Origin of the sequence: Parabacteroides sp. AF17-3 (assembly GCF_003635445.1) — a bacterium.
Lineage (GTDB): Bacteria > Bacteroidota > Bacteroidia > Bacteroidales > Tannerellaceae > Parabacteroides > Parabacteroides goldsteinii.
In genome coordinates this window covers 48,270-60,751 of sequence record NZ_QTMM01000026.1, presented here as the reverse complement: position 1 = coordinate 60,751, position 12,482 = coordinate 48,270, and the positions used below count along the sequence as shown (strand labels likewise).

At 41.4% G+C, this 12,482-nt stretch carries 20 protein-coding genes and 1 pseudogene; 7 read left to right on the top strand and 14 right to left on the bottom strand.

The annotated features are described in order from the left end of the window. Window positions 1–171 precede the first annotated feature (171 nt). The 5 genes from DWW91_RS26125 to DWW91_RS26105 are packed head-to-tail and all read right to left on the bottom strand — an operon-like array spanning window position 172 to window position 2,418. Window positions 172–480 (bottom strand): hypothetical protein, encoded by a 309-nt coding sequence (locus DWW91_RS26125; protein WP_224263218.1) that lies wholly within the window; start codon window positions 478–480, stop codon window positions 172–174. Between the two features lie 44 nt (window positions 481–524). Further along, a complete protein-coding gene (locus DWW91_RS26120) occupies window positions 525–848 on the bottom strand; it encodes a hypothetical protein (RefSeq protein ID WP_005868762.1) in 324 nt (107 codons plus the stop codon). A 29-nt stretch (window positions 849–877) separates the two neighbouring features. Beyond that, window positions 878–1,585, bottom strand: coding sequence for an N-6 DNA methylase (locus DWW91_RS26115; RefSeq protein WP_008782409.1), 708 nt, complete (start codon window positions 1,583–1,585; stop codon window positions 878–880). Window positions 1,586–1,618: 33 nt separating this feature from the next. Further along, entirely contained in the window at window positions 1,619–1,882 is a 264-nt protein-coding gene (locus DWW91_RS26110; protein ID WP_005868765.1) for a hypothetical protein, read from the bottom strand. A gap of 56 nt (window positions 1,883–1,938) precedes the next feature. Beyond that, window positions 1,939–2,418, bottom strand: coding sequence for an LPD28 domain-containing protein (locus DWW91_RS26105; protein WP_005868767.1), 480 nt, complete (start codon window positions 2,416–2,418; stop codon window positions 1,939–1,941). A 410-nt stretch (window positions 2,419–2,828) separates the two neighbouring features. Here DWW91_RS26105 and DWW91_RS28445 point away from each other — a divergent pair, with 410 nt between their 5' ends. The 4 genes from DWW91_RS28445 to DWW91_RS26080 all read left to right on the top strand — a co-directional run bounded on the left by DWW91_RS28445 (window position 2,829) and on the right by DWW91_RS26080 (window position 4,245). Next, a complete protein-coding gene (locus DWW91_RS28445; RefSeq protein WP_118036830.1) occupies window positions 2,829–3,029 on the top strand; it encodes a hypothetical protein in 201 nt (66 codons plus the stop codon). A 197-nt stretch (window positions 3,030–3,226) separates the two neighbouring features. Continuing rightward, window positions 3,227–3,481, top strand: a complete 255-nt coding sequence (locus DWW91_RS26090; RefSeq protein WP_005868768.1) for a hypothetical protein — start codon at window positions 3,227–3,229, stop codon at window positions 3,479–3,481. Window positions 3,482–3,526: 45 nt separating this feature from the next. Further along, on the top strand, window positions 3,527–3,853 hold the full coding sequence (locus DWW91_RS26085) for a hypothetical protein (RefSeq protein ID WP_005868769.1): 327 nt from the start codon (window positions 3,527–3,529) through the stop codon (window positions 3,851–3,853). A 14-nt stretch (window positions 3,854–3,867) separates the two neighbouring features. Further along, the gene (locus tag DWW91_RS26080; RefSeq protein WP_005868770.1) at window positions 3,868–4,245 is read left to right on the top strand and encodes a hypothetical protein; all 378 of its coding nucleotides are present in this window, start codon (window positions 3,868–3,870) and stop codon (window positions 4,243–4,245) included. Between the two features lie 61 nt (window positions 4,246–4,306). Here DWW91_RS26080 and DWW91_RS26075 read toward each other — a convergent pair whose 3' ends face one another. The 5 genes from DWW91_RS26075 to DWW91_RS26055 all read right to left on the bottom strand — a co-directional run bounded on the left by DWW91_RS26075 (window position 4,307) and on the right by DWW91_RS26055 (window position 5,986). Then, window positions 4,307–4,579 (bottom strand): hypothetical protein, encoded by a 273-nt coding sequence (locus tag DWW91_RS26075; RefSeq protein WP_005868772.1) that lies wholly within the window; start codon window positions 4,577–4,579, stop codon window positions 4,307–4,309. A gap of 12 nt (window positions 4,580–4,591) precedes the next feature. Beyond that, entirely contained in the window at window positions 4,592–4,876 is a 285-nt protein-coding gene (locus DWW91_RS26070; RefSeq protein ID WP_005868774.1) for an HU family DNA-binding protein, read from the bottom strand. A gap of 99 nt (window positions 4,877–4,975) precedes the next feature. Continuing rightward, window positions 4,976–5,374, bottom strand: a complete 399-nt coding sequence (locus DWW91_RS26065; RefSeq protein ID WP_005868776.1) for a hypothetical protein — start codon at window positions 5,372–5,374, stop codon at window positions 4,976–4,978. Window positions 5,375–5,423: 49 nt separating this feature from the next. Further along, window positions 5,424–5,744 (bottom strand): type II toxin-antitoxin system PemK/MazF family toxin, encoded by a 321-nt coding sequence (locus DWW91_RS26060; RefSeq protein ID WP_005868777.1) that lies wholly within the window; start codon window positions 5,742–5,744, stop codon window positions 5,424–5,426. Next, window positions 5,738–5,986, bottom strand: coding sequence for an AbrB/MazE/SpoVT family DNA-binding domain-containing protein (locus DWW91_RS26055; RefSeq protein ID WP_005868778.1), 249 nt, complete (start codon window positions 5,984–5,986; stop codon window positions 5,738–5,740). The genes DWW91_RS26060 and DWW91_RS26055 overlap by 7 nt, the downstream gene beginning before the upstream one ends. Window positions 5,987–6,419: 433 nt before the next feature. Between DWW91_RS26055 and DWW91_RS26050 the strand changes: the two are divergent. From DWW91_RS26050 to DWW91_RS26035, 3 genes and pseudogenes are all read left to right on the top strand, one after another. Further along, window positions 6,420–7,272, top strand: a pseudogene (locus DWW91_RS26050) (virulence RhuM family protein). A gap of 16 nt (window positions 7,273–7,288) precedes the next feature. Continuing rightward, window positions 7,289–7,618, top strand: a complete 330-nt coding sequence (locus tag DWW91_RS26040; protein WP_005868780.1) for a hypothetical protein — start codon at window positions 7,289–7,291, stop codon at window positions 7,616–7,618. Window positions 7,619–7,659: 41 nt separating this feature from the next. Continuing rightward, complete coding sequence (locus tag DWW91_RS26035) at window positions 7,660–8,256, top strand: recombinase family protein (RefSeq protein WP_005868781.1); 597 nt, start codon at window positions 7,660–7,662, stop codon at window positions 8,254–8,256. A 112-nt stretch (window positions 8,257–8,368) separates the two neighbouring features. Here the strand turns inward: DWW91_RS26035 and DWW91_RS26030 are convergent, their stop codons facing one another. The 4 genes from DWW91_RS26030 to DWW91_RS26010 all read right to left on the bottom strand — a co-directional run bounded on the left by DWW91_RS26030 (window position 8,369) and on the right by DWW91_RS26010 (window position 12,419). Further along, a complete protein-coding gene (locus DWW91_RS26030) occupies window positions 8,369–8,767 on the bottom strand; it encodes a hypothetical protein (protein WP_005868782.1) in 399 nt (132 codons plus the stop codon). Between the two features lie 348 nt (window positions 8,768–9,115). Next, window positions 9,116–9,526 (bottom strand): hypothetical protein, encoded by a 411-nt coding sequence (locus DWW91_RS26025; RefSeq protein ID WP_005868783.1) that lies wholly within the window; start codon window positions 9,524–9,526, stop codon window positions 9,116–9,118. A gap of 176 nt (window positions 9,527–9,702) precedes the next feature. Continuing rightward, window positions 9,703–10,329 (bottom strand): RadC family protein, encoded by a 627-nt coding sequence (locus DWW91_RS26015; protein WP_005868785.1) that lies wholly within the window; start codon window positions 10,327–10,329, stop codon window positions 9,703–9,705. An 881-nt stretch (window positions 10,330–11,210) separates the two neighbouring features. Then, window positions 11,211–12,419 (bottom strand): hypothetical protein, encoded by a 1,209-nt coding sequence (locus tag DWW91_RS26010; RefSeq protein WP_005868786.1) that lies wholly within the window; start codon window positions 12,417–12,419, stop codon window positions 11,211–11,213. Window positions 12,420–12,482 lie beyond the last annotated feature (63 nt).

Here is a 12,482-nt window from a genome sequence, read left to right as displayed (position 1 = left end):
AACAGTCATTCCGATGAAGGGGAGGGTGGGAAAGAATACTGCGTGAACGCAAATTAATGGGATTACCAGTAACTCCAAGCGTTTTTTGCTACTTTTTTGGGGTGCTTGCCAAAAAGTAGCGGACAGCAAAATACCCTCCCTTCCCTAATCCAAAAGAAGGGAGAATGTGCTTCATTGAAGGTATATAGGTTCCGTTCCCTGATTATAACAATACATAGTGTTATTTCTGAAACCATCAAAGCATATATGAAAATCATCGAAATCCTGTTCCGTGGCCAAACGAACCTTATCACTCAACAAAACCATGCATTGTTTATTGACAGATGTAGCCAAAGAGGTAGTACGTCCCGGCTTTATCTCCAATGCCACCACATAAGAAGTCCTTCGTGGATAGATATACCCAATAATTTCCTCATTGAGTACAACCAAACGAATAACATCTTCATTCAAAACGGGAATATTATTAATTTTGCCCATCATTGTTATAATATAAATCAGTTTATAATCATTAAAATACAATATCATTACAAATGATACCTATAATTTTTATAGGTAAACTTTTCCACCGAGACCACCTCATAAAGATAGTCTTCATGGCAAGAAGCCATTATACAGTTCTCACATTCAAGAATAGGATTTATAACTACACGGAATTTAATAGTGCCGTCCACCAGAACAAACTCCACCCGATTAAAGAACCCTTGTAGAGAATGCCCTTCCTTATCCATCAGACGCACTACTTCACCTGTAAAAACAGCCAATTCCTTAGCCTGCCATTTCGCTTTACGCAAACAACTGTTCGCCGCTTTGACGTTCTCATTCACCTCTTTTGTTCTTATTGCTTTCATACCAAAATCCTTTTTACATATTTATCTTGTCAAAAATCAAAAGTCAGCTGCGTAGCCCTTGCGTTGCTCTGAATCGACCTCTTCAATTCAGAATTATCCTCCATTGCATTTTCAAGTTTCCTAATAAAAGAAGTGTCACCTGCTTCCGTTATCTTTAAAATAGGCAACCATACTCCGGCTATCAGCTGTAAATCTATATGATAACTTCTCCAATGCTGCATTGTCAATGTATTCATCCATGCGACTTCACCGGGTACGCTATTCATCATCAGATTGACAACGGTCATCTTTACACAAATCAAATCTATATCCGAGCCATAACAAAAAAGCCTTCCTCCATCATTCTCTTCCGCACATTTTTTTACAGCGGAAAGTAGCATCCTGCCGGAACCACAGCACGAATCACAGACCGACTGTTTAGGTTTCAGCCTATTTCCCCCCATACATGCCATCAAATCAGCAACGTGTATCGGGGTAAAGAACTGTCCGTTATTCCCATGACTGACACACTCCATGAACATATCTCCCAAGACATCGCAAAATCCTTCCGAATATTCAGACACCCTATAAAACATTTGAACAAAAAGTTCCATTTCATATGGCTTATATCTTTTTTCCACTCTACGATAATCCTCCGCCAACATCCCGACAGACAAATAGTAAAGACAAACATCCAAAAAATCCCGAAAGGCTTCTTCATATCCCCGACTGAAAGCAAGCTTTTCATAAAGTTTCATTATCTCCTTTGGTATCATACTTTTCTGACTTCATTATTCACAACATTCTATATTCCTTGTGCCATAGATTTTATCAAAAGCCGCTTTTATCTCCGAGCGATATTTACAGTCCTTCTCAAAACAAAGTTGTTTTGTCCAAAAATCGAAATCAAAACCATCGGTATTATCAATCGTTACAGAAACATAATCAGTCATACCACTCTGACATACAACCGTATGCCGATTTACACAAAAGTGGTCATTTAAAGCAGTTTCTTTTCGGGTAATGCGTTCTACCATCTTATCTATCCACTTCATACTTATAATATTTTATGTAATTGCCCCATTCCAAGAGGCAGTTACGGTTATACTCATTAAAAATCGTTCTCGTTCAAAAACAGCACATCGCCTTTCATCACCATCCAATTAATCTCACTCAGATGATAGCCACAATGCCCACTCAAAAAAATCTCAATCTCTTCAGTGGTCTGCAATCTCCTGTCTGGGCTTATCACCGCAACATTACCGGAATTACAATCCAATACAGCCAGTTTCTCATAAGCCCACTCACCAAACTGGCAGAACTCGATAAAATTGGTATAGGTTATCCGTATGCTATTGTTTGCATCAAATTCAAGGGGTGACTTTGTAATGAATGAACCTGCATGATTCACCACCACAGAGGGGCTAATCTCTGCCAATGAAGATAAGCTGTCATCCCATCTAATCTCATAAAGGAAAAATCCTTTTGGCAATGAATTGCGGTCTATACGATAACTGGAAAAAAGACCGTCTATCGTTTCATTAATAACTAACTGTTCATAATCTCCTTCTAAATAGTGTACTCGTGACATAACTCGTTGTTTTTTGGGATTGTTAAACTTCTAATTTTATGCTTCAGCTAGATTTAAAGACCTTTTTTTAAAACCCCTTTCCGGGATGGCCTTTTCTTTCTGCCGACTTTTTTTTTGAGCTTTCATGCCCCATCTGAGTTTATGAGCCTTTTTTTTACGGCACACAACAATAAGGAAGGAGGGATTAAGAAAAGTTTTGGACGACAAAAAATGTTGGGGACAGCGAAGCCGTCCGGCGTTATTTTTTTCGGGACAAAGGGCGAAGACCGGAACTCTTTCGTATCCATCCACCGAAATAAATTTGCCGTTCAAAAACAAAGGGTCTCAGATGGGGCTATGAAAAACGCACATTAAGGGAGGCAGAAAACTAGGAAAAGGGCAGTACGGAAAGTAAAACAAGCCATACGGTTTTGCAGGCAAAACCGTATTCCTATCTCCCTGCCACAAGTGGCAGGGGGGAACGGGTTAGCAACGGACTGCCGGGACAAACGGTAAAAGGACGGGGCTGCAATACGGAAGAAGGAGGTTGTTTCGGCAATGCCGAAGCTCCGGATGATGACCATTGCAATCCCGCCCACGTTTGGAACTTCTCTTTTCTGGTTTGCCCATAATCAGCCGCATAGCGGATGACTACGGGTAAACCGGAAATGAGAACAGTCATTCCGATGAAGGGGAGGGTGGGAAAGAATACTGCGTGAACGCAAAAACACAGTATGTCATCTTAAAACAATATCTTTAAAAAGTTTTTCAGAAGAAATGCTTACCAATATCCTAATAATTATTACTTTTGATAACATAATACAACGATATGGAAAAGAAAAAGATTACAATAGAGGTAGAACCAGCTACAGCCGTAGCTACCGTCGGTTTATTGCGTGGGATATTTCCCAGTATCATCGAACAACTGGAAAGGCAAGCCGCAACAAACGGCAGCCCCTTAAAATTCAATAAAGTAGAAAATATGCAAGAAGTATTGGATGAGATTTATGAAAAGTGCATTGCCGAAACGAACCTCCGGGAGTTTGCCCAGGCGCACTTAAATAGTGACGGATTACCTAACTGATACAGAAATACGGAATCTGCCAGCCATCCTTATTCCAAATAACAAATGGTACAGAATTACACACCTGTCATGTGGGATGACAAAGCATTTGCCTTTGTCCCCTACGAAGCATTCAGTGATTTGCCACATTATCCCAAAGAAAAATGTGAGCAAATTTGCAAAGAGCTGAACAGCCTTATAAGACTATGTACTTATAGGCCGAAAAAGGAAGATATTTATTTTCATCCGGTAAGTTATGTACGTCGTTCCGGAGGTTTCATAGTTACGGATAATCAGGCATCCTTTGAGAAATGCCCCTATCCTGCTTGCGCAGACCGTCATAGCTGCCAAAAAATATGTGATTTGATGAACCGTATCATTGAAGAGTCTTAATTATATAAAATACCATGGAACATCCAAACTCCAAATGCAGAATAGCACAAGCTGAATATTTAAGTCGGCTACCTGAAGAAGAACGGGAAAATAAGGCCAGAGATATTAGAATCGGAAACGCCAGCTATATTTACCACCAACAAGCGGTTCCAATCCAAGAAAACAGATTGATAATGTATTATAAAGAGTGGTTGGAAGGTCTTCCTCCCAACATTTCACGCCATATGAGAATGCTTGGATTTGAAGCATGTAAGACAATGATTCCGTTTACGAGATATGTGAACGAAAGAAACGATATTGGTATGCGTGACTGGATGCAAGAGCATCTTTCACCGAGTGACTTCAACTATTGGCAGGAACTTTCGAAAAAAGCAGGTTCGCCAACATTTTAATCCCATCCCGTTCAATACGCTGCCTGAAGAATAAAAGGTGCGTATTAAACGAGAATATTTTTTAGCGTTTAGTCATCTCTTCCCGCACCAGTTCCGTTTCTGTCGGGGAGAGTTTCGGCAATTTGACAGTTGCCGGACTTTCTAACTGGTAAGCCTTCACCTCATTGATAAGCAGCTGCCAGTCAAAAAGAAATTCTTCGGAACAACCATGTTTACGATAAATTTCTTTTGCTGCTTCCAAAATCTCAGGAGCGCAAAAATCGTCTCCCTGAAAGACAACTGCCGGACGATCATTATTGATACAGTCTCTCAATAATCGTAACTGATCTTTCATTGTGTTTACCTATTATGCGTTCTGTTGTTTTACCATTTTCAAAAATTCGTCAGACGGTTTAAATGCCGGTATGTTATGAGCCGGAATAATCATAGTAGTATTCTTAGAGATATTCCGAGCTGTCTTTTGCGCTCTCTTCTTCACTATGAAACTACCGAATCCACGAAGATAGACATTTTCCTCCTTACCCAACGAAGTCTTTACCTCGTTCATGAATCCTTCCAAAACAGCAAGCACCGCTTTGCCGTCGATGCCGGTTCTGGCAGATATTTCCTTTACGATTTCCGATTTAGTCATTTCTTTATAATTTGAAAATTAGCGTGCAAAGATAATTAATCCAATGGATTATTTAAAGTCTGGCATCCGCAGCAAGCCCTGCCTTCGCCCAATGAAGTGTTAAATTGTTGCGTATGGGTCAAGTTCCTTAATCCGCTTACACAAATAATCAAAGCGTTTCTTGGTAAGCGGTGTGAGTGTATCGAGGTTCTTGCCATCGAAATTCTCTCCGAAAATAAGGTCGTCCACTCCTATGCCGTGATTGTAATTCTCGCGCACGCAATCACGCAGAATCCAAAGGTTATGCAGGTTCACCCAGTCGGCTGTAATGTTTCTGATTTTACTGAACAGCAGCGCAGCAGTGTAAAGGTAGTGTCCGCAATGGTTGTAGTCATGCAACACCAGCTTGCCCTGGTAATAGATGTCGAAATCCTTGTTTTCTTCATCTTCCTTTGTATCGCAGTAGAAGAATGGAATGTCTTTCAGACCGTCCCAATTAATATAAGTAGTTGGCTTCATAATATCTTTTTTGAATACGCTACATAACCTGTTATTTGCACACTTTCCATTATTCACAGAACATTTGATGAAACACTTCCTTCAGTCTTTTTATCTCACTGAAATTCAAATCTCCAATCTTTCTTTTCAGCCGGCTTTTGTCCACCGTGCGAATCTGATCCGTGGCTATCTCCCCATCACGCCCGGCTACAGAACACAGAACCCGGTAAGGATAGTTCCTTATGGTGGAGGTTATCGGAGCAATGACTACTATTGTAAGGTACATATTCAAATCTGAAGGAGTTACAACAACACATGGCCGTGTCTTTGCCATTTCACCCCCACGGGTAGGGTCTAACTCTACCCAATACACTCCATACTGTTCTACCATGTCCAATCCTCAAACTTTTCATCCTCAAACACATCAGGGATAAGCAACTCATCATCCCCATTCTCATGGGCACGTTTGGCAGCTTCCGCCCATCCCTGCCGTGGTTGTGCCTTTATCACAATATTGTTCCCGTCCAAAGAAATGCTCACAGCCGATTTCAAGGACAAACGCAACTGTTTCAATATCTCGGAAGGAAGTATTATCCCCTTGCTGTTTCCAATCTGAATAATGTTTGTTACCATAATGTTATAACTTTAAAATTGATTATCACAACACAAATATAGACAAAGTTATAACAATACCAAAAGAAAAGCCAACTTTTTTCCATTTTCACCGATAACCCGGCCAACGGCTGCACTCGTCGGGAGGCTAGTGCCCCCCTTGCCGTGCGGCGCTCCCCGACCTATGATTCTTATCATGTCTTGTGTCCTTTTCTCCGCTTCTAACAAACAAATCTGCATAAAATATAGATTTGCGTTTCCATTTGAATTTTAGTTATTTGATACCCTAACTATGAATAGCAAACAGATAACTGATTTTTAAAACAGCAGAATGTTTCTGTTTTATTAAAATAAAAAGGGAACAAATTTTTAAGGTAATACTTACGGAAAAAACAGACTTTATAACGTTTCTTTTTCGTACATTTGCAACAATATAATAAAAGCGAAACATATAATGGAGAAGCAAGGAGAAATCATACTATACCAACCGGATGAAGCTGTAAGGTTGGAAGTACGTTTAGAAGATGAAACCGTTTGGCTCACACAAGCGCAGATAGCAGAACTTTTTCAACGTGACAGAACCGTTATTACCAAACATATAAATAATGTTTTTAAGGAAAAGGAATTGGAAGAGAAAAGCAATGTGCATTTTTTGCACATTGCTAATTCCGATAAGCCTGTCAAGTTCTTTAGTCTAGACGTAATAATTTCAGTTGGATACAGAGTTAAAAGCGTAAGAGGTACGCAATTCAGGCAATGGGCAAATAAAATTTTAAAAGAATATTTATTGAAAGGTTATTCTATAAACCAACGGCTCAATGACATGGAATATAGAATGAACAATAGATTCTTCCAAATAGAGAAAACCATTGCTGAACATGATGCAAAGATAGACTTCTTTGTACGCACCTCATTGCCTCCGGTGGAAGGTATATTCTTTGACGGTCAGATATTCGATGCGTATAAGTTTGCTACAGATTTAATAAAGTCTGCCAAATGCTCACTTGTGCTTATCGACAACTATGTAGATGAATCCGTGTTACTCATGTTGAGCAAACGAAACAGTGGAGTATCAGCTACTATTTATACACAAAATAAACGCACAGCTCCAACTTGATTTAAACAAACACAATGACCAATATCCTCCCATTGAAGCTAGAACCTACAAAAGTAGTCATGACCGCTTCTTAATCATTGATAATACGGAAGTATATCATATTGGGGCATCGCTAAAGGATTTGGGCAAGAAAATGTTTGCTTTCTCCAAACTGGAACTTCCTGCCCATACGATAATTGATGTATTATGAAATAAGCTAATCACCCATGCGAGAAGCGGAAGAGAATATAAAATTCAAGATGGAAATTGACGTATTGGTTCCCATTCCACGTACTGTCACCCGTGATTTCACCAGTTTGAAGCACCTGCGTCAATGGCAGAAACGGAATGACATCGATGGTTCTCTTTACTGTTTTGCACACCGGGAATACCTGCTCAACGAAAAGGGAGAATGGGAACAATTTACCGTTATCGGCAAACAGGTAGTGACTATCGGAGAACTGGAAAGGCTTCTTTTGGCAATGAAGCAAAAGGGGTTCAACCAATACAGCCGTGAGGAATATGAAGAATTAATGTCTTCATATTTGAAAAAGTGAAGAATTAAAACCTTCATTACACATTTAAATACGAAAACAGGATGAAAATAGGATATGCCCGTGTTTCCACCAAGGAACAACATCTGGATATGCAACTGGAAGCGTTGAAGGCTGCCGGATGCGAGAAAATCTTCTCTGAGAAAATGACCGGACGTCAACAAAACCGCCCGGAACTGGATGCCTGCCTGAGCTTTCTCCGGGAAGGCGACACACTTGTCGTATATAAGCTGGACCGGCTTGGCCGTTCGCTGAAGAATATCCTTACGCTATTGGAAGATTTCAAGAATAGGGGCATCCAATTCACCTCACTGCAAGACAACATCAGTACGGAAGGCGCAATCGGCCAACTGATGAACAACATTCTCGGTGCTTTCGCTCAGTTTGAAAGAGACCTTATCTATGAGAGAACCCAAGAAGGCAGAAGAATCGCCAAGGAAAAAGGTGTCAAATTCGGCAGAAAGACACTTATCAACAAAAACAACATCGCCAAGCAGAAAAGCTGCATCCAACTCTATGAATCCGGAACGCCGGTAAGGGAGATACAGAAAATATTAAACATAGGCAGTAGCGGAACAGTATATCGCCTATTAAGAAGGAATGGAATTGCGCTGAAATCCGAGAACAAAAATAACAAATAACGAATAAACCTCTGCCCATCCTTCAAAGATGATTCTCAAAGATCGTCTGCAATTCCACCTCTCAGCAAGATTATAGGAAAGTCCCCTTCACGGGGACTGATTTTTTTTAATTTTAATACAATAACTCCATGCACTCCTGTACCGCTTTTTCCAATGCTTCTTCCAAACAACAAAAAGCGTCCGCATTACTTTCGGAGTCATACAACACATAATCTCCAGCCCTCACAACCACATGCCAGACCGCCACGTTTTGTTCTGTTTGAAACGTATATTCACGAGTCTGTATCATCCATTGGATACATGCTGCCAGTGTCGGGCACTCGCACATATACATCGGGGTATTCCTTCCCTCAATATCGGTGCGTAGCCTATCCTGTTTGTCATACCAATACTCACAAGGCACGTAATAGTATAATTCCTTCATCATAAGAGCTGTGTCGCTATTAACCAATCTCTCTTTGTTGATTTGTGTAATCAAATTTTCCATATTAGCATTATTTAAGTTGAACATCTGATTTATTCTTCAGCTAGATTCAAGACCTTTTCATTTTTTGTATCGGGAAGGTCTTTGGTCAGCCGACCTTTTTTTTGATGTCATTCCCCATCTGAGTTCTGAGCCTTTTTTCGGCATATCAAGGTCTGGATTGCAAGCAATAAGCCAAGTTTCACTTATGGAAAATGTCGGGAAGACACTTCTTCATCGTTATTTTCCATACAGTAAAGGCGCATGGCCGTAACTTGCCATTTGCGGAATCCCGAAACCTTTGCCGAGCAAAAAGCCGGACTCGGATCGGAGGAAAGAAGCCGGGGGAGGCAGCCCACAGAAAGGGCAATCCGATACAATCAAGAAATTAACCTGCTATACCCTTGTGCGAGTGAAATAATCCATCATAGACACTACATACCTAAGTAGTGGTATCAATACACCGATCACATATATCATAGCGTAGCCCAAAAGGACAAAAGGTAATGTTTTACGATAAAGACATGCAACAGCGAGCAATATAAACGAAAAAGAAAAGCCATAAACCCCATATTGAAAACCGGGTATCAACTCATAAACAGGTACGGGTTCCGGATGAAGCATGGCTCCGGCCACAATAGAATAAAGGCTGGTCAATAATATAAGCAGCGTATATAAGCAACTCTTAAGAATCCTGGGATCATTCCTTTTACAATAGAGAATCGTTCGGATATCACTTCTAAGAAACTCAATGCCCAGTAAGAGAGCCACCATAACGCCTGTATCAAAAGTAGAAAATACATTCATTCCGATCACCTTTGGCGCGAAGATATGTATTTATTCTGAAAAGCCACGTCTTTGCGTATTTTACGATGTCGCATCCGATAGTCCGGGAAGCATTTTTTTGGTTCTTTTTTGGGGTGACTGCCAAAAAAGAACCCCGAAGCCGAAATCCCGGGCAGACGGGATTTCTCCCGTCCACCTTACCTATTTTGCAATCTTCCCTCGTCCGCATAGCTATAATAGTTATTGCCTGCCACAATCACATGGTCAACCAAACGGATGTCTAATGTTTCAGCGGCTTTTTTAACTGCTTCCGTCAAGCGGTCATCCGCACTGCTGGGCTTGCGTGCTCCTGATGGGTGGTTATGTACCATGATAAAAGATACGGCGTTATAATACAATGCCTGCTTCATGATAACCCGTATATCCACAGGGGCGGTATTTATCCCGCCGCATGAGATACGGACTTTACGGATGAGTTTGGACGAACTGTTCAGCAACAGCACCCACATCTCTTCAGTAGCTATATCGCACAAAACAGGATGCATCATTTTATAAACATTATTGCTGGATAAAAGCGCAGGACTTTCAACTTGCCCTTCTTTCAGCCGTTTATATAGCTCAATCGCCGCATAAGCGACTTTTTTACGGCTGGGTGTTAGTGTTTCCAGTACATCAGACAAGCACAATCCTTCTATTTCCATCTGTTCATACTTATATTCTTCACGTTTCAGTTTCTCACTGTTCGTCAAGGTATAAATCAACTCGCTGTTTTCCATCACCCGATAAACGTCATTCACTTCAAATACGGTTCTCTTCGTTTTCATACTGCCAAAAATTAAAAGATTAATACTCGCAAACATCGCTTGTCGCCCCAACCATAAATTTTTCCTCAACTGATTGGGAACAGTGCATTGAAGAGAAAGCGGGAAAGACGGATCAGAACGGGATTGAACTGGTAAATACTACCTCCCGGAATGGGAGGATGGAGATTTGGCTTTTCAATATCGGGCGTTCCGGCCACGCCTACCTTCGCAATGTTCCTATCAGTTCAGGAAAAAATCATCATACCTCTCTTCCGGCATAGCCGGAGCGTAGAGCGTTAGGGATAGCAGGGAAAAGCCTGGAGGGTAACGAGGACTTGCAACGAATAGCCCGGTCAGAAGGGAACGCCCTGAAAAACTAATTCGGATACAGAAGATGAACAGAACCGCCTTCCAATCATATAAAAAAGCGTGAAAATCAACACATACTTCCGAAAAATCTTTTTCCGAAAGTACGTATAGGGCATGTGAAGGGAAAATTTATTTTCCCAGTCATTTCTATGTTATCGCTTTGGGGATATTTAAAGGGGTTAGGAGTTTAGGTCTTTATTATGTATTTTGGTGGATGGTTTTACACAGCCGATACCTTTTATTTAAAAATTTCTCTCTTTTATTTCACTGATATACCGACATATAAAAAAAACAGGGATTACCTATTCCCTTCATTAACGGGTGGACGGTTTTACACAGCTGACAAGTGAAACCGGACGCTTTTACACAACTAAAGCAAAAGGAGTGGACGGTTCTACACAACTAGAAGCAACAAACGGGACACTTCTACACAACTAAAACAGGCAAAGCGGATGACTCCACACATCTAATCACCCCAATAGGGACACTTCTACACAACTAATTCTATAAAAAACCGTGAAACGTGGACGGTTCTACACAGCTGGATCGTCCATGTTCACCGCCCCGTCCGTCTCCGGAGATATGAACTCTTCAGGAGCAGGAGCAACTTCCGTTCCATTGGCACTCTCCAACTCTTCCTGTGCCCATCCTTCCGGAAACCTGCCGAATACAGCCACGAAATCACTGATATATATCTGTTTCTTCTTTTCTACGCTTTCCGGGGAGTTTGCCCATAAAAGGAACTCTTTATACAGTCCGGCATCTTCCTCCACCTCTTTGATCTTCTTCCTCCTGACAGCCATATCCGTGTCCGGGTAGGCAATCTCGACATACAGCCCAAGCAGGTTCTTATAGAATTTCTTCACCACGACAGCATATTGTCCTTCATCAAAATAGTGCAGCGTATGCCTAGGAAACGAGAACAACACGGTATATGCCCATCTCTCATGATCGCCTTTCACAAAAGAGAAATTGAAATTGGTATATTTCAGGTAAGTATTCATCTTTTTCAGTATCGAGGCGACCTTCTTTTTCCGGTCTTTGGGTTCGGCAATCTCTATGCCGAGCTTTTTAGCCAGCTGATCGACTGTCAGCACATAAAAAGGAGCCTCATTCTTGGTGGTCTTATACTTGATCAGGTAAACCATCTTGGAAAGTTCCAGATAGAAATAGCGGTAACGGCTGGGCAGGCTACGGTAATCCTGAAGTTCCAAGAGGTTATAGAGCGAGAACATGAAATTCTTTATCTCCGGGCTTACCACTGCCGAGTACAGCCTTTTCGTTGACTTCTTCGTCTTGAAATCGGTCATTATGTCGAAACGTTTCAAGATCTGCACGAAATTATAGGATGTACGGCCATCCTCGCCAATGGTCGGATAGCAGAGGTTCTCCAATCCCAGTTTATAGAGAGCCGCCTCAAAAACCGTCTCGATAGGATGGCTGATTCTCTGTCCTGCCGTGTCGGTACATACATATTCCGGCTGCATATTCTTTCCGAACATGGCCGCGAGCTGCCGGCTATCCAGCTTGCGCTGCAAGTTGGTACGGTCATACCCCATCTTACGGCAGAAGTCTTCTACGGAGAACCAGGAAGTCCCGAACAAGTCTTTGAGGTGATAGCTGCCCAGGTATATGATCAGATCGAGCATGACATTTCCACCTGCCTCATACAACCGTTCAATCAGCACGGAATTATAGCTTTCCCCAAGCACCCTAGGGACACGAATCAGTTCTTTTGCCATGATAATACTTACAAAATCAATCCTTTCTCTGTTTTCATTGCCACAAAGATAGGCATACCGGCC